This is a genomic window from Paenarthrobacter sp. 10L412, assembly GCF_056395565.1.
In genome coordinates this window covers 32,709-50,076 of record NZ_JBFTJT010000020.1, presented here as the reverse complement: position 1 = coordinate 50,076, position 17,368 = coordinate 32,709, and the positions used below count along the sequence as shown (strand labels likewise).

At 61.8% G+C, this 17,368-nt stretch carries 20 protein-coding genes and 1 tRNA gene; 10 read left to right on the top strand and 11 right to left on the bottom strand.

What is annotated here, in order from left to right:
* Positions 1-113: 113 nt before the first annotated feature.
* The 7 genes from ureG to AC1DD7_RS22200 all read right to left on the bottom strand — a co-directional run bounded on the left by ureG (position 114) and on the right by AC1DD7_RS22200 (position 5,187).
* Entirely contained in the window at positions 114-731 is a 618-nt protein-coding gene (gene ureG / locus AC1DD7_RS22230) for an urease accessory protein UreG (RefSeq protein WP_477516581.1), read from the bottom strand.
* A gap of 13 nt (positions 732-744) precedes the next feature.
* Positions 745-1,416, bottom strand: coding sequence for an urease accessory protein UreF (locus AC1DD7_RS22225; RefSeq protein ID WP_477516580.1), 672 nt, complete (start codon positions 1,414-1,416; stop codon positions 745-747).
* A gap of 141 nt (positions 1,417-1,557) precedes the next feature.
* The gene (gene ureE, locus AC1DD7_RS22220) at positions 1,558-2,031 is read right to left on the bottom strand and encodes an urease accessory protein UreE (protein ID WP_477516579.1); all 474 of its coding nucleotides are present in this window, start codon (positions 2,029-2,031) and stop codon (positions 1,558-1,560) included.
* Positions 2,032-2,050: 19 nt separating this feature from the next.
* Positions 2,051-3,781 carry an urease subunit alpha gene (gene ureC, locus AC1DD7_RS22215; RefSeq protein WP_477516578.1) on the bottom strand — a complete coding sequence of 577 codons (1,731 nt, stop codon included), beginning with the start codon at positions 3,779-3,781 and terminating at the stop codon, positions 2,051-2,053.
* Positions 3,778-4,161 (bottom strand): urease subunit beta, encoded by a 384-nt coding sequence (locus AC1DD7_RS22210; RefSeq protein ID WP_442006587.1) that lies wholly within the window; start codon positions 4,159-4,161, stop codon positions 3,778-3,780. Before AC1DD7_RS22210 ends, ureC begins: the two co-directional genes overlap by 4 nt.
* Before the next feature lie 8 nt (positions 4,162-4,169).
* On the bottom strand, positions 4,170-4,472 hold the full coding sequence (locus tag AC1DD7_RS22205) for an urease subunit gamma (protein ID WP_442006588.1): 303 nt from the start codon (positions 4,470-4,472) through the stop codon (positions 4,170-4,172).
* Positions 4,473-4,566: 94 nt separating this feature from the next.
* Positions 4,567-5,187, bottom strand: a complete 621-nt coding sequence (locus AC1DD7_RS22200; RefSeq protein WP_477516577.1) for a DedA family protein — start codon at positions 5,185-5,187, stop codon at positions 4,567-4,569.
* Between the two features lie 157 nt (positions 5,188-5,344).
* On the opposite strand from AC1DD7_RS22200, the gene AC1DD7_RS22195 reads away from it, so the two are divergent.
* Together AC1DD7_RS22195 and AC1DD7_RS22190 are read left to right on the top strand one after the other, a co-directional pair.
* Positions 5,345-6,544, top strand: a complete 1,200-nt coding sequence (locus tag AC1DD7_RS22195) for a pyridoxal phosphate-dependent aminotransferase (RefSeq protein WP_477516576.1) — start codon at positions 5,345-5,347, stop codon at positions 6,542-6,544.
* On the top strand, positions 6,541-7,500 hold the full coding sequence (locus AC1DD7_RS22190; protein ID WP_477516575.1) for a 2-hydroxyacid dehydrogenase: 960 nt from the start codon (positions 6,541-6,543) through the stop codon (positions 7,498-7,500). Before AC1DD7_RS22195 ends, AC1DD7_RS22190 begins: the two co-directional genes overlap by 4 nt.
* Positions 7,501-7,584: 84 nt before the next feature.
* Here the strand turns inward: AC1DD7_RS22190 and AC1DD7_RS22185 are convergent, their stop codons facing one another.
* Together AC1DD7_RS22185 and AC1DD7_RS22180 are read right to left on the bottom strand one after the other, a co-directional pair.
* Positions 7,585-8,688: a D-TA family PLP-dependent enzyme gene (locus tag AC1DD7_RS22185; RefSeq protein ID WP_477516574.1), complete on the bottom strand. Its 1,104-nt coding sequence runs from the start codon at positions 8,686-8,688 to the stop codon at positions 7,585-7,587.
* An 18-nt stretch (positions 8,689-8,706) separates the two neighbouring features.
* Positions 8,707-9,711: a LacI family DNA-binding transcriptional regulator gene (locus AC1DD7_RS22180; RefSeq protein WP_477516573.1), complete on the bottom strand. Its 1,005-nt coding sequence runs from the start codon at positions 9,709-9,711 to the stop codon at positions 8,707-8,709.
* Positions 9,712-10,078: 367 nt separating this feature from the next.
* Here AC1DD7_RS22180 and AC1DD7_RS22175 point away from each other — a divergent pair, with 367 nt between their 5' ends.
* The 5 genes from AC1DD7_RS22175 (at position 10,079) to AC1DD7_RS22155 (ending at position 12,467) form a co-directional block, all read left to right on the top strand.
* Positions 10,079-10,321 (top strand): ANTAR domain-containing protein, encoded by a 243-nt coding sequence (locus AC1DD7_RS22175; protein WP_477516572.1) that lies wholly within the window; start codon positions 10,079-10,081, stop codon positions 10,319-10,321.
* Positions 10,318-10,578: a hypothetical protein gene (locus AC1DD7_RS22170; RefSeq protein WP_477516571.1), complete on the top strand. Its 261-nt coding sequence runs from the start codon at positions 10,318-10,320 to the stop codon at positions 10,576-10,578. Before AC1DD7_RS22175 ends, AC1DD7_RS22170 begins: the two co-directional genes overlap by 4 nt.
* 14 nt (positions 10,579-10,592) lie before the next feature.
* Positions 10,593-11,393, top strand: coding sequence for an ANTAR domain-containing protein (locus tag AC1DD7_RS22165; protein ID WP_477516570.1), 801 nt, complete (start codon positions 10,593-10,595; stop codon positions 11,391-11,393).
* Positions 11,394-11,630: 237 nt separating this feature from the next.
* Positions 11,631-11,966 carry a hypothetical protein gene (locus AC1DD7_RS22160; RefSeq protein WP_477516569.1) on the top strand — a complete coding sequence of 112 codons (336 nt, stop codon included), beginning with the start codon at positions 11,631-11,633 and terminating at the stop codon, positions 11,964-11,966.
* Positions 11,967-12,077: 111 nt separating this feature from the next.
* Positions 12,078-12,467 (top strand): hypothetical protein, encoded by a 390-nt coding sequence (locus AC1DD7_RS22155; RefSeq protein ID WP_431117488.1) that lies wholly within the window; start codon positions 12,078-12,080, stop codon positions 12,465-12,467.
* Here AC1DD7_RS22155 and arfA read toward each other — a convergent pair.
* Together arfA and AC1DD7_RS22145 are read right to left on the bottom strand one after the other, a co-directional pair.
* Positions 12,464-13,996: an arabinosylfuranosidase ArfA gene (arfA, locus tag AC1DD7_RS22150; protein ID WP_477516568.1), complete on the bottom strand. Its 1,533-nt coding sequence runs from the start codon at positions 13,994-13,996 to the stop codon at positions 12,464-12,466. The two genes, AC1DD7_RS22155 and arfA, sit on opposite strands and share 4 nt — an antisense overlap.
* Positions 13,997-14,226: 230 nt before the next feature.
* Positions 14,227-14,299, bottom strand: a tRNA-Lys gene (locus tag AC1DD7_RS22145).
* Between the two features lie 239 nt (positions 14,300-14,538).
* On the opposite strand from AC1DD7_RS22145, the gene AC1DD7_RS22140 reads away from it, so the two are divergent.
* From AC1DD7_RS22140 to AC1DD7_RS22130, 3 genes are all read left to right on the top strand, one after another.
* Positions 14,539-15,198 (top strand): hypothetical protein, encoded by a 660-nt coding sequence (locus tag AC1DD7_RS22140; protein ID WP_431117486.1) that lies wholly within the window; start codon positions 14,539-14,541, stop codon positions 15,196-15,198.
* A gap of 333 nt (positions 15,199-15,531) precedes the next feature.
* Positions 15,532-16,149: a DUF47 domain-containing protein gene (locus tag AC1DD7_RS22135; protein WP_431117485.1), complete on the top strand. Its 618-nt coding sequence runs from the start codon at positions 15,532-15,534 to the stop codon at positions 16,147-16,149.
* Position 16,150: 1 nt separating this feature from the next.
* Positions 16,151-17,167, top strand: coding sequence for an inorganic phosphate transporter (locus tag AC1DD7_RS22130; protein WP_477516567.1), 1,017 nt, complete (start codon positions 16,151-16,153; stop codon positions 17,165-17,167).
* Positions 17,168-17,368 lie beyond the last annotated feature (201 nt).

Genomic DNA, 17,368 nt, shown 5'->3' with positions numbered 1-17,368 from the left:
GGAGCCGGATATTAGGGGCCGCGGCGTGGCGGGCATCGCGAAGCGGGCACGGTCCCTAATATCCGGCGAAGCCGCCGGATTTTCGTCAACCGCCGTAGCGCTAACAGGGCCACTCATGAGGCCAAGTCGAGCATCAGGACGTCGCGGCGAATCCACGCCAGAACGGCGTCCAACCCTTCGTCGGTTTTGAGATTCGTGAAGCAGAACGGCTTGTTGCCGCGGAATTCCTTGGAGTCCCGCTCCATTACTGAGAGGTCTGCTCCAACATGGGGCGCGAGGTCCGTTTTGTTGATGATGAAGAGGTCGGATTTGATCATGCCTTGTCCGGCTTTTCTGGGGATTTTTTCGCCTTGCGCTACGTCGATGATGTAGATGGAGAAGTCGACGAGTTCGGGGCTGAAGGTGGCTGAGAGGTTGTCGCCGCCGGATTCGACGAAGATGACTTGAAGGTCGGGGTGCCGGGCTTTGAGTTCTTCGATGGCTGCCGTGTTCATGGAAGTGTCTTCCCGGATTGCGGTGTGGGGGCAGCCTCCGGTTTCGACGCCGATGATGCGGTCTTCGGGCAGGATGCCGTTGGCCGCGAGGATTTTGGCGTCTTCGATGGTGTAGATGTCGTTGGTGATGGCGGCCATGGAGATGTCGCCGCTCATGTGCCGGGTGATGCGCTCGACGAGTTGTGTCTTGCCGGCCCCGACGGGTCCACCGACACCGATTTTGATGGGTTCAGACATGTGTCCTCCTGGGTTAACTCATGAACATGCGGGCGCGTTGCCGCTCGTGCCGCATTTGTGAAATTTCAAGTCCGGGGCTCACGGCCCCAAAGTCGTCCCAGCACAGTTGTGCTACAACCTCGACGGCGGTAGCAACGGCGTCGTGCGCGTGCCGAAGTACCCGTTGCCCGGCATTCTGCCCGAGCGGTATGGCGCGGACGGCGTTCTGCGTCAGGGAAGTAACGGTGGCAAACAAATAGGCAGCAAGCGCCTCCTCAAAAGGAACCTTCAGCGACCGCGCAATCACCCCAAACGCCAAAGGTTGATGCCCCCCACACTCCCCCCGCCCAACCAACTCCCGATAGTCCTCCAAGTCCCCCGACGGAAATACCTCCCCGCCAATCTCCAACAGCCGCCCACCCATTTTCAAAGAAGCCTCCCGAACCTCCCGAGCCAACAACTGCCCGGAAAGAACAGAATCCAACAAACCAACATCCACCCCCTCATACAAAAACCGCAAAGCCAACCCCTCCGAATAAGTCAACTGCTGCCCCACAAACAAGGAAAGCCAAACCCCAAACGACCCCTCATCACGAACCAGCTCACGATGTATGTAGCTCTCAAACCCCAAAGAATGAGCGAACGCCCCCGTAGGCAACGCAGAGTCAGTCAATTGCTGAAGAGCCAGCTGATATCCCGCACTCAAAGCGCACCGCCGAAGGTGAGGACCGCGCGCTGGAGCGGAGCTGGGAAGGGGGCCGCGGCGTGGCGGGCATCGCGGAGCGGGCACGGCCCCCTTCCCAGCGGAGCGCAAGCGCGCACACCCAACCTGACACGAAGCACAGCTTTAGTGCGAATGCTCAGCATGGCGAAAAGGCACCGGCATGACCCGCTCTTGCCTGTCGTAGGGGACGCCCACATGCTTCAGATAGTCCTCGACAGTGTGGTCATACTGACAAACCATGACTTCAGCGCCGTACTCGGATGAAGAGTCAAAGAACTGAGCCTGCAGATGCCGGTTGCCGAGGGAGTGTGCGACGACCCCCATTTCGTGGATGCTTCGCGGCGCAATCACGAGGACGTCTGTGGGCAGCACGGAGATGACGATGAGGTTGGTGTCGTCGGCGGCGAGGATGTCGCCGTCGCGCAGGTCGCCTGATCCGGTGGGGAGTCGGATGCCGAGTTCTTTGCCATGGTCGGTGGTGACGCGTTGGATGCGTTTGACGAGCAGGGCGCTGGGGAGGACGACTTTTTCTTTGTGGCGGCCAGCATAGGCGTCGGGCTGTTCGTGGAGGTTGCCGAGGATCTTTTCGATAATCATTTGGTCTCCGGGATGATGTTTAGAAGAGGTGGTAGCGCTGCGCCATGGGCAGCACGTCGGAGGGTTCGCAGGTGGCTTCGACGCCGTCCACTGTCACCTTGTAGGTTTCGGGGTCGACGACGATGTCCGGGGTTTCGCCGTTGAACTTCAGGTCGGCTTTGCGCAGGTTTCTGATGCCGGTGACGGGCTTGATGATGCGTTCGAGTCCCAGTTCGGCCGGCACTCCGGCGTCGATCGCTGCTTTGGAGAGGAACGTGATGGACGTCTGTTGGAGTGCTCGCCCATAGGTGGCGAACATGGGCCGCATGGTGCGGGGTTGGGGCGTGGGAATGGAGGCGTTTGAGTCGCCCATGAGTGCGTAGGCGATCTGCCCGCCTTTGATGACGAGCTCGGGTTTTACTCCGAAGAACGCGGGGTCCCACAACACCAGGTCCGCGAACTTTCCCTCTTCCACGGAGCCAATGACGTCCGCCATGCCCTGGGCGATGGCGGGGTTGATCGTGTATTTGGCTACGTAGCGCTTGAGCCGGAAGTTGTCTAATCCAGCAGAACCATGCACAGCCCCGGACGGATCGTGTAGAACCCCTCGTTGCCGTTTCATGGCATCGGCCACCTGCCAGGTCCGGATGATCACCTCGCCTACGCGGCCCATTGCCTGCGAGTCCGAGGACGTAATGGCGAAGACGCCGAGATCGTGAAGGACGTCCTCGGCTGCGATGGTTTCGGCACGGATGCGGGAGTCCGCGAAAGCCACGTCTTCGGGGATGTCCGGGTTGAGGTGGTGGCAGACCATGAGCATGTCCAGGTGCTCTTCGATGGTGTTCTTGGTGTACGGCAACGTGGGGTTCGTGGAGGCCGGAAGCACGTTGGGTAGCCCGGCAATCTTGATGATGTCCGGCGCGTGGCCACCGCCGGCGCCCTCGGTGTGGAATGTGTGAATGACCCGGCCGTCGATCGCCTTGATGGTGTCTTCCACGAAACCGCACTCGTTGAGGGTGTCGGTGTGGATGGCTACCTGGACGTCGTATTCGTCGGCCACGCGCAGGGACATGTCGATGGACGACGTGGTGGAGCCCCAATCCTCGTGGACTTTGAGCCCGACGGCACCTGCGCGGATCTGCTCTGCGAGGGGTTCGACGGCGGACGCGTGGCCCTTGCCGAACAGGCCTATGTTGATGGGGAGGCCTTCGGCGGCCTGGAGCATCCGCGAGATATGCCAGGATCCGGGCGTGATGGTGGTGGCTTTGGTTCCTTCCGCCGGTCCAGTGCCGCCGCCGACCATCGTGGTGACGCCGCTGCAGAGTGCAGTGGGAACCTGTTCAGGGGAAATGAAGTGGATGTGGGTGTCGATGCCGCCAGCCGTGAGGATTTTCCGTTCGCCCGCGATGATCTCCGTGCTGGCACCGATCACGATGTCCACGCCGTCCATGATCTGAGGGTTGCCGGCTTTGCCGATCTTGAAAATGTGGCCGTCTTTCAGGGCGACATCGGCTTTGTAGATGCCTGAGTAGTCCAGGACGACGACGTTGGTGATGACCGTGTCAGGGATGTCCTCGGAGCGCGTCGCCTGGCCGTTTTGGCCCATGCCGTCGCGGATTACTTTGCCGCCCCCGAACACCACTTCCTCACCGTAGACGGTGTAATCGTTCTCGATTTCGAGGAAGAGTTCGGTGTCTGCCAGCCGGATGGCGTCACCTGTCGTTGGGCCGTACAGCTCGGCGTATTGCCGGCGGGGAAGCTCGAAGCTCATTTGGCGTCTCCTTCCATAGCCACGTCTGTCATAGCCACCGCTGCGCGGGAGGTCCCGCCAACGCGAGCACCGCCGTCGAGCCTTCCATTGACAGCGTTGCTCAAGCCGAAAACTTCGCGGGAACCTGTCAACTCCACCAGCTGGACGGTCTTCTTGTCGCCCGGTTCGAAACGGGCTGCGGTGCCGGCGGGGATGTCCAGACGCCGGCCATAAGCGGCTTCACGGTCAAATTCCAGGGCGCGGTTGGCCTCCGCGAAGTGGTAGTGCGAGCCAATCTGGACTGGCCGGTCACCTCGATTGACAACCTCGACGGCGATCGCCTCACGGCCGCTGTTGCACGCGATGGGCTCGGGGCGCAGCCTGTATTCACCGGGGATCATGGGGGCTCCTATCGAATGGGGGCGTGGACAGTGACGAGCTTGGTGCCGTCGGGGAATGTGGCCTCGATTTGGACGTCGTGGATCATCTCGGGCACACCTTCCATCACGTCTTCGCGGCGCAACAATGTGGTTCCGTAGCTCATGAGCTCTGCAACGGATTTGCCGTCCCGGGCGCCCTCAATGAGCTCGTAGCTGATGATCGCGATAGCTTCCGGATAGTTCAGCTTTAATCCGCGCGCCTGCCTTCGCCTGGCCAGATCGGCGGCCACCACGATCATGAGTTTTTCCTGCTCACGGGGCAAAAGATGCATCGATTCTCCTCAAAGCCGCTACTTGGGTGCACACGTACGGACAGTTTGTGATCAGCGTAAGGACTGGAAGTTTCAGCCACGTTTCCAGAGGGTCTCAGTCGGCTGTGGGTTTGGCCGCCGCTCGATGCTTTCGGATCTGCCATACGACCAGGATGACAACCACGACGGCGGCCACCACCAAAGCGACACCGCGCCCCACTGTGCGGGCTAGTTCTTCGTACGAGTTCCCGGCAATGAATCCCAAGGTCACGAACAGGCCGCCCCAAAAGATGCCGCCTGTGAAGTTCCAGATGGCGAAGCGGCGGTATGGCATTCGGCTGAGCCCTGCGAGCGCGGGCATGACTGCACGAAAAAAGGCTGTGAAGCGGCCCAGGAACACGGCGAGGCCGCCACGGCGGGCAAGAAAATCCTCGGCTTTTTGCAGCTGGGCCCGTCTCTTGTCCAGGATTTTCAACCCCATGACCCACGGACCCAAGTGCTTGCCGATCTCGTAACCCACAGTGTCACCCAGGATGGCTGCGGAGATGACAACCAGGATCATGCCCCACAGGGGAAGAGAACCCCGGCTGGCGAAGACACCCCCGACTACCGCGGCGGTTTCGCCTGGGATCACGAAGCCGATAAACAAGGCATCCTCGGCGAAGACCAACGCGAACACGATGCACATCACCACCAGTGGACTGGCGTTAAGGAGTCCGTCGAACAACGACTGCATGGGGTTGAGTGTGGCAGATCAACGGGTCTGTGGGGAGACGCTGCGGGCGCTGTTTTAATGACCGCCTATCCATAGACAGCCTAATACATCACTAATATACTAGTTGAGTACTTCACGTGAAAACCCGTGATCAGCTCGATGAGGAGTTAAACAGCACATGCAGAAACTCGCACACCGGCTCGAACGCCTGGGCACCGAAACTGCGTTCAGCGTGGCGCAGGCCGCTGCCGCTTGGAAAGCCAAAGGGAACCTGGTGTACCCCTTCCACCTTGGCGACATCAATATCCCAACTGCCCCTCACATCGTTGAGGCGATGAACAAGGCAATCGCCGATGGCTACACGGGCTACTGCCCCGGCGCCGGTATCCCCCAGCTTCGGGAAGCCCTCGCCGAAGACCTCGGCGCACGGCGCGGCATGGAATTCTCCCCCGACAATGTGGTGGTCATGACCGGCGGTAAGCCCGTTATCACCAAGTTCCTGCAGGCCGTCATGAACCCAGGCCAGGAGGTGCTCTACCCCAACCCCGGGTTCCCGATCTACGAATCCCAGATCGAATACCTGGGCGGCACCGCTGTGCCCTACCGCTATATGCCCACACGTGACGGATTCGCGATCGACCTCGACCAGGTCCGCGCATCAATCACCCCGAACACAGCCGCGATCATCTACAACGACCTGCAGAACCCCATCTCTGCCGAGTCGACCGCGTCCGAACGCGAGGCCATCGCACAGATCGCACAGGAGCACGACCTCTGGGTCCTCTCCGATGAGGCCTATTTCGAGACGCGCTACGAAGGAGTCTCGAGCTCCATCGCGTCGCTTCCCGGCATGGCAGAGCGCACTGTCATCCTCTACACGTTCAGCAAGAAGTTCGCCATGACCGGCTCGCGGCTCGGGTGTGCCGTTGCCCCGCTTGAAATCGCAAAAGTGCTCAGCACTCTGAATACCAACGATGAATCGTGCACCACACACTATGTGCAGTGGGCCGGCATCGAAGCCCTCCGTGGCCCCCAGGAACCGGTACAGCAGATGCTGGACATCCTGAAGGAACGCCGGGATACCGCCTGCGGGATCGTCAATGCCATCCCGGGAATGAGCGTGGCAGTTCCGCAGTCCACGTTCTACCTGTTCCCCGACGTCACAGAGGCCATGCAGCGCCTGGGTTACACGGCAGTCGGCGACTTCGCTTCCGACGCCCTCTACAAGACCGGGGTTTCCTTCTGCACGCGTGAGCACTTCGGCCGGCGCCTGCCCGGCGAGGAGCGGCAGTACATCCGGCTCGCGTACTCGGGCATCGAAGTGCCAGACATCCGCGATGGCCTGGGCCGCCTGCGTGAATGGATCGAGACGGCATGAGCCGCGTAGTCGTCACCGGACGCGTGCCCGAACCGGCACTCGAGAAGCTCCGCGCCGAACACGAGGTGGATGCTTGGGAGGGCTCGGACTCCATCAGCCGCCAGGAACTTCTGCGCCGCGTAGCAGGAGCCGACGCCATAGTGAGCCTGCTGACCGAACGCATTGACGCCGAACTGCTCGACGCCGCGGGCCCGCAGCTCAAAGTGGTCGCGAACGTCGCCGTTGGCTATGACAACATCGACGTCCCCGCCTGCACCGAACGCGGGATCATCGCCACCAACACCCCGGGGGTGCTCACTGAGGCCACAGCCGACATCGCGTTCGGTCTGATCCTTATGGCCACCCGTCGGCTCGGCGAAGGCGAACGGCTCATCCGTTCCGGCCAGGCCTGGAAATGGGGAATGTTCTTCCTGCTCGGCAGCAGCCTGCAGGGCAAGACCCTGGGTGTCGTCGGAATGGGTGGCATCGGCCAAGCCACAGCACGCCGGGCCAAGGCCTTCGGAATGGAGATCGTCTACCAGTCACGCAGCGAAATCGACCCCGCCATCGCCGCGGAACTCGGCGCACGGCGAGTGGAGCTCGACGAACTGCTGACCATCTCCGACGTCGTCTCGCTGCACTGCCCGTACGGGCCGGCAACGCATCACCTGATCGGCGCTGAGCAGCTCGCCACGATGAAGAAGTCCGCCTATCTCGTCAACACCGCACGCGGACCCATCATCGACGAAGCCGCACTCGCTTTGGCCCTTCGCGAAGAACAGATCGCGGGCGCAGGCCTGGATGTCTTCGAACAAGAGCCCAAGGTGCATCCATGGTTGCTGGAACTGGAGAACGTGACGCTTGTGCCGCACCTCGGCTCCGCCACGGTGGAAACACGCACGGCCATGGCAGTACTCGCGGCGGACAACACGCTCGCCGTGCTCAAGGGTGAACAGCCGCCTACTTCCATCGCCTAAGCGAAGCGGCAGTTGCTGTGGCGGCGGGTAAATTTCCACCCGCCGCCACAGTCTTTAACCCCGATGAAGCATCAGGCAGGACTGCTAGTTGTTCCGGCCGCGGGCGGCGACTTTCCACGTGTCCACCACTGCGCCCGCACGAACCACAGTTACCTGGTCCACGAGGTTCATGGCCAGGCAAACGTGGTTCGGGATCAGCCTGAGCCGCGTGCCTAGTGCCGGCAGCTCCTCAGAGTCCGGCCAAACCACGGTGGCGTGGTGTTCAGAGAGGGCTGTAATCCGGGCCTCCCGGTATTCGGGCAGGCGCCCGTATCCGGTGGCCCAATCGGGGCGGTCACTGCCCAGGATCTTGCTGCCGGCGTCCACAACCACCCGCCGGACATTCCCGCCGTCGGACTCGTGGCGGCTGACCACCGTGGCAGCGACCGTCAGCGCGATCTCGTCCCACGTGCACCGTTCGAGTTCGAGCTGTTGTGCATCACCGAAAACATAGACGCCTGGGCGCAACTCGGTGGCCAGCGTTTCGGCGTCGAGCAGTGCGGTCGGGGTGGAGCCGCCGCTGATGGTGCGGACCTCAAAGCCGGCATGCTCCAGTGCGGCGGAAGCACGGCCAAGGGCCTCATTCTCGTTACCCGCTGCATCCCTTGGCATTCCCGGCTTGTAACTATGTCCGGGGAATGTGAAGACGCCCGCAATGTTCAGGCCGCTTGCCGCGGCCGCGCGCGCAACGTCCACCACTTCTTCGGGCAGAACTCCGCTGCGGTGATGCCCGCTGTCCACTTCGATCAGGACATCAATACTTCTGGCATCGGCGCCCAGCTGGCGGCCCATCGCCGTCGCGCTTTCCACTGAATCGGTGCCCACCGCGATGCTGCACGTTCTGGCAAGCTTCCTGAGCCGCTCCGCATGGTGCGCCTCAACCCACAGCGGGTAGGCGATGAAAATGTCCGTGGCACCCCCGGCCGCGAAGACCTCTGCTTCCCCGATCGTCGCCACCGTGAGCCCAACCGCTCCAGCCGCGAGCTGCTTGGCCGCGATCTCCAGGGTCTTGTGTGTCTTCACATGCGGGCGGAGCCTCAGTCCCCTGCTCAGCATGCTCGATGCCATGCGTTGGATATTCCGGTCGAGGACATCGACGTCGATCATGATTGCGGGCGTGACGATTCCGTCCGGGACTGCGTGGTTCATTCTTAGAACAGTAACGTCCTACGGCGCGGACTGCCTGACGCGCAGCGAGAACGCCACTTCCGTTTGCTCCACTTTGTCCGGGGAACCCTTGCCTTCGATCCTGTTGATGAGGAGTTCGACGGCGCGCTCCGCAATTTCCGCACGGCCAGGCTCCACCGTGGTCAACGACGGCGACGCGAATCTGGCTTCGTCAATGTCGTCGAAGCCCGCCAGCGCTATGTCGTCCGGGACCCGCTTGCCTCGAACCAGAAGTTCGTGCAGCGCCCCCAAGGCAACGACGTCGTTCAAACCGAACACGGCGTCGAACCCAACGCCGCTGTCCAGCAGCCGCGCGATCGCGTCCGCACCGCCGTCGCGCCGCCACTCGCAGTCGATCACCAGCGCCGGGTCATACTCCACACCGGCGGCAGCGAGCGCAGCTTTGTAGCCGTTAAGGCGCAGGCCGTTACTGCCGGTTGCGTCGCCGTCGTGCGCGCCCAAAACCGCTATACGACGGCGACCTCCCGCCAGCAGGTGCGCGGTGACGGCTGCCGCTGCCTCGTGGTTTTGGATGAGGACCATGTCCAGTCGCGGGTCCTGCACGAATTCGCCCAGCAGGACCAGCGGTTTCTTGCCGGCGGCCTGGATGATTTGCTCCGCATCCAGTGACAGCGGGATGAAGAGGAGCCCGTCCGTGAGGCTGCGGAACTGGCCTTGAAGTGCAGACTTTTCGTGGTCGGCCGCGTTGCCGGACTGCTCAACAAGGACCCGGTAGCCGCGCGCCCACGCCGCCTTCATGATGTCCGAGGCGAGCTCGGCATAGTACGGAACGGAGAGGTCGCTCAGCACCAGCCCGAGCATGCTGGTCTTGCCGGAACGGAGGCTGCGGGCCGTCAGGTTGGTTTCGTATCCGAGTTCTTCGATTGCAGCCAGGACGCGTTGCTTGGTAGCTGGCCGGATGAACTCATAGTTGTTGATGACGTTGGAAACCGTCTTCAAGGAGACCCCGGCGGCCCGCGCGACGTCGTTCATGGTGACGGCCATCAATGTGCTCCTTCAATCCCTCTGCCCCGGATCCGTTCGCCGGGGTTGCTGGAATACATCGTTGCAGATCAGGCCCAAGTTGGGTCATCCGATGACGGCCGCAACCGCTTGGATCTCCACAAGTTCGTGGTCGTAGCCAGGAACGGTCGCGCCCGGATCACCTTCATTCTGGTGATGTTTTGCGAGCCCATTCCACCATGCGTAGGCGTCCGCTATATCTTCTGGTGGGGCGCGCGCGTAGTGTCACCAGTAGGAGATTTCGGGTGGTGTAGGTCCGGGGTTGAATAACCGGGCTTTGCGCGGACACGAGCGCAGTGCCACCCAGCCGGAGAAGTGTGGACTCTGGCGTTGCAGAATTGAGGCCGTCATGGCCCAGAACAACGCAGTGCCAGTCCCATCAGCCGAACAGTTGCAGACCGCACTTGAATCCCGGGCCGTTGTGAACGCCGCCGTCTCCGTAATCATGATGCATGACCGTTCCAGCCGGGAATCAGCAATTCGGCTCCTGCAACTTGCCTCCCGGAACAGCGACAAGTGCTTTCACGAGGTCGCCAGAGACATCCTGGAACACGCCAGGGGCGGGAACAACCTGGGCGGCAGATTGCCATGAACGATAGGCCCAAGTGGGCAGAGCCCAGCTGGAATAGCGAACAGCGCAAGCATGCCGGAGAACGCTACCGGGGCAGGAACCTCAACCTGAGCCGCTTGTGGACCTACTATCTCGGCATCGGCGGTGACGCCGACGAATTTGCGTTGGACGGGTACCTCAACGGACTTTTGGGGCTTGCCCCAGGCCAAATGCGGCTTGTGGACACAGCAATAGACGAACTAAGCGCCGACGGCCAGCCTGGGCCTGTGGGACAGTAGCAAGGAACAAGACAATGACAGAAACCCAGCCGTCTCCAACCCAGTATTTGGGTAGCCCGTCCACGTTTCGTGTTCCGGATGAGACCCACGTTGATCTGACCGAATTCCTGACCCGTCTGCAGGATCTACTCGTCGAAAACGCCGACATCCGGGATTTCCTCGAAGACCTCGCCACCATGACGGCCACAAAACTGACCAAGGCTGGCAATACCATAGCTTGCGGTGTGACCGTTATTCGACAGAAAAAGCCGATTGCAATCGCGGACAGCGACGCCCTTGCACGGAACTTGGATGAGATCCAGAACAGCTTTGATGATGGCCCCTGCCTTACGGCCCTTAGAACGCGCACAATTACGCACGTCCCCGACGTTCACACCGAGCAACGCTGGCCCGAATACATGCGTGTTGCCGCCGCAACCAATGTGGGTTCCATACTGGCCCTGCCTATGGAACTGAACAGCACTGCAGAGGCAGTAGTGAACCTTTACTCCACGCGCACTCATGGCTTTTCCCATGACGACCTGCTGGCAGCGGAGCGTGTTACGGCAACCGGGGCAAAGGCGCTGCACTTGGCCCTGAAGATCTCGCAGTTGCGGGACGCGAGGGACAATCTCACCGCAGCTTTGCAATCCCGCACCACCATTGATACCGCCGTCGGAATCATCATGGCGCAGAACCGCTGCAGCCGTGACGCGGCGTTCCAGATCCTCGCCAGCGCATCCAGCCACCGCAACATCAAGCTCAGGGAAGTGGCCATGCGAATCATCGCCCGCATTTCCGGTGAGCACGAGATCTCAGCAGCCTTTGAGGAATAACAACGCACTTTGCTGAACACGGGCATCGGGCCGCGAAAACCATTAGACTGGTGCCCTGACACAGGAGTCCAGCGATTACAGCATCTTGGTCGGCCCGCCGACCTGATGGCCGGAGAGAGCATGACGAAGACGCAAATTCCCCTGGAACAGCTTCCCCTCGCAGGGCTGGGTCGCCCGATCGTTTCGGCAAAGAGCCCATGGCCTGAACACGGGCAGTCCTGATCCAGGCCGGTGGACATGGGCTTTGACAGCAAAGAACCCGAACAACGCCGCAGGCTTTTGGCGGCGCTTACCGTCGCGCGGATCAGCACCAGCACCTTGTGGCTCCGTTACTTCAGCATCGGCGGGTCCGTGGGCGAATACGAGGTGGAGGCTTACCTGCAAGGCATGGTCTCTATCCCAGAGTTGGAGCGTGACCTTTTGGCCATGGCCGCGAACGAGCTCCTGAATAGCCAAGCCGGTCCCCGTGCGCCCTATGCTGATGAGCTTCCCCGCTCGGATTCGGCTGGTTCCGAGGCTGGTTCTGCAGGTTCCGGGCCCGATCTTCCAGGCGACGAAGCCGATCCCTCCTAGCCGTCACACAGCGCTCATCCGCCTGCAACGCCCCTGCAACATGAATGCGGAAGGCTGGAGCCATAAGGCCAACCGGCCAAAGATGGCAGCAGCCGGCTGAGGGGAGCAAACATGAGCACTGCAAACAGGGATCTTTTCCAGGCGCTGAAGACGCAGGCCAGCTTGGCGCAGGCCTTTGGCACCTTGCCGGGCAGTAAGGAGGAGCCACACGCACTCAGCGCCGGCGAATACATAGAGGCGTGGCACAACGGCCGCCTTTACCACCGGGGAACGGTACTCAAGACAGTCGCAGGTACCGATCTGTTCTGGCTTCAGGATGCAGAAACCGGGAGCCGAAGACTGCTGGATATGGAATCACTGGAAATCGTCGCGGCCGGGCAACCGGCTCCGACGCCCGCAACACAGGCGCCGGAGCCTTTCCAAGATGCTCCGTCAGAAGCGACCGTCACACCGATTTCGCTGTATCCGATCTTCCAGGACGGGTCGCAGGCGATCGCCTAGGAATCCAGCAACAACCGGATCATGCTCCAGCTCACGGCCGGAAGCCCGGCGGTGAGCCGGCCGCCGTCGAGCGTTACACTGACGTTTTCGGACGGCAGGACGGACGTCGAATCATCCGCGGTCGCCTGCCAGTACGGGTCCTTGTTCGTGTAGGTGACGGCCTCGATGACGCTGGCGGTCCCCAAACCCCCGACGGCGGCGTCGAGCGTGAGTGCGTCCGTGGCCGAACGGTTCACGGCAAAAACCACAACCTCCTTGGCGTCGGCGTCGTACGTTGCCACCGCCGACAGCGAGCTGAAGCCGGCTGTCTTTTCGCTGTCCAGTTTCGGCGACTCGACAGCAAGGTTCAGCACCGTACCCGAGGCATGCTGGGAGGTCAGCGCGAACGGGTGGAACGTGGTCTGCTTCCAGGAGCGCCCGCCCGGCTCAGTCATGATCGGTGCAATGACGTTGACCAGCTGCGCGAGGCTGGCGGAGTGGACGCGATCCGTGTTGCGAAGCAGCGAGATGAGCAGGTCGCCCACCACCACGGCGTCCGCCACCGTGTAGCGATCCTCGAGCAGAACCGGCGCAACAGGCCAATCGTCGCCTGTGGGAGCCTTGGACTCATCTCGGGAACCGTGCCAGACATTCCATTCATCGAAGGAAATGTTGACCTGCTTTTCCGATTTGGTTGCAGACTTCACGTGATCGATGTGCGAGACGAGATCCTTGATGAATTCCTCCATCCGGTGCCCTGCGGACAAGTGCTCCTGCAGGTCCCCGAAGTCCTCAAAGTACTGGTGCGCGGAAATCAGGTCTACAAGCTCGTATGTCTCGGTGAGGACAACGCGCTCCCATTCCCCGAAAGTGGGCATTGTGGGACTCGAACTTCCACAGACCACCAGCTCCAGGTCCGGGTTGATCATGCGCATGGCGCGGGCGGTTTCGGCGGCGAGGCGAGCATACTCACCGGCCTTCTTGTGGCCGATCTGCCAGAAGCCATCCATCTCGTTCCCGAGGCACCACATCGTGATGTTGTGGGGCTCGACGGCGCCATTCGCCTGGCGCTGTTCTGACAGGGCCGTGCCGCCTTTGATATTGCAGTATTCCAGGATGTCCAGCGCTTCCTGCGTCCCCCGGGTGCCCAGGTTGACCGCCATCATCGGCTCAACACCGGCCTTCTCTGACCACTTGGCAAACTCGTCCACGCCCACCAGGTTGGGGTCGCTCGAGTGCCACGCAAGGTCAAGCCTCGTTGGGCGCTGGTCCACTGGGCCAACTCCGTCCTCCCAGCGGTAGCCGGAGACGAAGTTGCCGCCGGGATAGCGGACCGTGGAGACACCCAGCTCCTTCGTGAGTTCCAGGACATCGGTACGGAAACCGTCCTCGTCCGCCTTCGGGTGTTCGGGTTCGAAGATGCCCGTGTAGACGCATCGGCCCAAGTGTTCGACGAAGGCACCGAAGGTCCTCCGCCTGACGGGACCCACGATGAATGCGGGATCGATGGTGATTTTGGCGGTGGGGGTTTCCGGGTTCTGAGTTCCCAAGGGGCGTCCTTGTCTGGTTGCTGTGGATTGAGTCAATTTACAACGTTATAGAAACTATCGTGGTGGGGACGGGGTGTGCGAGTCAAGAAGTTTTTTCCGGGGAACCCCGCCCAACGGACAATTCACCCCTGCGCGCTGCGGTGATTTGTCCGTTGACTGGGGTCCGGGCGCCTGGGAGTCCGGGAACAAAAACAGGCCGGAGACTCAACGTCTCCGGCCTGCAGAAAGGGTGGGCCCTGTGGGGATCGAACCCACGACCCACGGATTAAAAGTCCGATGCTCTACCAACTGAGCTAAAGGCCCCTCCAGCTGTTCAAACAGCCATGAATACTGTACCTCAACGTCAAGCCAGTCGAGGAACGCACTCGGCCACGCGGCGTCGTGACCTCTTTTGAGCAAACAGCCGACGACGGCGCGCGGCGGCAGCGGCGTGTCGGCCCACCTGCGGCGGCAAAGTAGGTCGGGAAGGCACCCGGGCAGCAAGGAAGCAGCCCAAGAAACCGTTACTCGACCCCATCAGAGCACAGGAGTACGGTGAACTCATGAGCGAACAGCCAGGACCACGTGCGTACGGCGGAGCGAACAGGCACCACAAGCCCAAGCCCTTCGCGCCCATCGATTTCGAACCGTTCGCCGGTGGAGCAGACCCCGCCCGCGTCTCCGAGGCTGCCCACCTGGCGGCGCAGGCGCTCGTAAAACGTGGCCGCGACAGCGACGACCCCAAGGTCACCCGTCGCTTGGTGAAGCTGGCCGACGAGCAGGGTCTCGAAGCCATCGCTGAGATGTGGGCCGAAAGCCCCGCCCGTTCCCTGCCCGGCGCGTTGTGGAGGCTGTACGCCCTCCGCGCCGCAACTATCCAGAACCCCGAGCGCATCTCGGTGTACTTCAGGGCAGGCCGCGACACTGCGCAGGTATCCAACGTGGTTGCTGGAGCTGCAGAGCCGCCCGGAGCAGATGAAATGAAGACCATGGCGGACGCTATTTTGTCCGGCGCGTTCGACGGCGATTTCGACGTCGCACTGGAACGTTCTGCTGCATTCTGCCGCGTTGTGGCGCTCGGCCAGGCGACCCTGGCGGACGGGGCGGAGCACAGCAATGAAAGCCATGCAAGCAAGCTCACACGCAACTCGCACCAGCTGGTAAAGACTGCCGAGGACCTCGAGCATGCCGCCAATGCATGGAGGTTGGGAGAGCTGGATTAAGGTCCAAAAACCCCCGAATTTACCCACGTCGGACCCAACCTGTCAATGTTGACTTAGCCCCACCGACGTAGAACACTGAAACTGGTGCCGAACCGCGAAACCCCCGGGCTTCAACTTATAGCCGCTTCGAGCGGCCTACCGCCGAGAGGCGTATCCGGTTCGGCACCATTTTTATGCCCAGGCACAGATCCGGGCTAGCCACCCCTGAATGTGAGCCGTGGCCATACGCGCAGACTTAGCGGTGGCCGTCGTCGTACCGGTAAAGTTGGGGCCGAAGCGGGAAGCGTCAAGTCAAGCGGCCCGCAGCCCATCCGTCCCCGGCCCGGAAGCGATATGAAGCTGCGCCTTTTCCCCCAGGAACCTGCCGGGCTCGTACTGCTCGCGCAGATGGCCGGCGTCATTGTGGCCGCCACCGGAACGCTCTCAGAGATCCTCGGCGCCCAGGCCAGTGAGCACGAACGCCTGACCGAGGAACTTCACGAGCACGAGTCCAAGTCCCTGGACCTGCACTTTGCGCTCCTGACGCATATGCGCACCAGCTTCGTGAACCCGCTCCCCCGTGAGGACATGTACGCCCTGTCCCGCCACCTCAACGAGGCCATGGAGAAGCTCGACGCCGCGGGCGAGTTGGTTGCCCTTTACAAACTGGAGCGGCTGCCCAAGCGCGCGGCCGACCAACTGGAGATCATCAGCCGCCAAGCCGAGCTGACGGTGGATGCCATGCGAAAGCTCGAAGACCTCGACGAACTTGAGGACTACTGGATCGAGATCCTCAGGCTGGCGAAACGTGCCGAGCGAACCCACCGCACGTGGGTGGCCGAGATGCTGAAGGATATGAAGTCCACGCAGTATGCGCGGCACCGGGACATCGCCAACCAGTTGGTGGAAGTGACCAAGGATATGCGGAAGATCGCCACGCAGGTAGGCAGCATTATCGTCAAGGAATCATGACGTGATCGTTGCATTCCTGGTCCTCGTGGTGGGTTTGGCTTCAGGGTTCGCGTTTCTCAACGGCTTCCGTGACGTCTCCAATGCCGTAGCACTATCTACGAGGACACGAGCCCTCACGCCATCGGTGGCGGTACTCCTGGCAGCTGTTTTCAACTTCATCGGCGCTATGCTCAGCGGCAGCTTCGTGCTCGCGTTTACGCAGTCGTGGATCAAACTCCCCAACGGCATTAGCGGGCTCACAATGCTGACATCTGCCCTCGCCGCCTCCATCATCTGGGGCGTGTACGCGTGGTGGCGGGGCATCCCTTTGTCTTCCACCAACTCACTTGTGGGCGGACTGATCGGCGCGGGCGCTGCGAGCGTGCTGGTGGGCGGGAACACGATCAACGGCGTGGACAACGTCCTCCTGACCCAAGTCGCTTTGCCTTTGGTCCTGTCCCCTTTGATCGCTTTCGTGGCGGCGTACTTGCTCGTATGGCCGGTGACATGGGCGGCACGCTATACCCAGCCGAATGTCATCAACAGGCGTTTTCGCCGCGCGCAAGCTGTCTCTGCTGCGGCGGTGGCTTTCGGCCATGGACTCCAGGATGGGCAGCGCACCGCGGCCGTTCTCCTGCTGGCGCTGGTGGCGGCGGGATTGTCCAGTGGGAGCGAATTGCCCCTGTGGGTCCTCCTTCTGACCGCGATCATGCTGACAGCGGGCACCATGTTTGGTGGCTGGAGGATCTCGCACACCCTGGGTCACAAGTTGATCCGTGTGGACCCTCTTCGAGGATTTGTGGCGCAGACCCTGACGTCCGTGATGCTCTTCATCGGCGCCATCGGCCTGCAGCTACCGCTGTCCACAACCCACACGCTGACCGCGTCCGTGCTGGGTGCGGGCACCCACCAACGATTCGCCACCACCAACAGGCGTCTTGTGCGCAGGATTCTCCTGTTCTGGGTGGCCACACCACTCGTTACGGCGGCCATGGCATTCGTCCTTGAGTTGGCTTTCTCGCCCCTGGCCAAAACCTAACGCCCGACGGCGGGACCCACCTTTCCGGGGCGGGCTCGATCCCAGCGTCCTCCCCAACTAAGTCGCAGCAGAGCGCGTTATGAAGGCTCAAAACGCGCTCTGCTGCGACGTAGTTGGGTATAAGAAAGTGACGGCGGCCGTACCCCCAAGGCGACGGCCGCCGTCGTTCATTGCCGGCTCCCCCAAATAAGCCGGAACCTG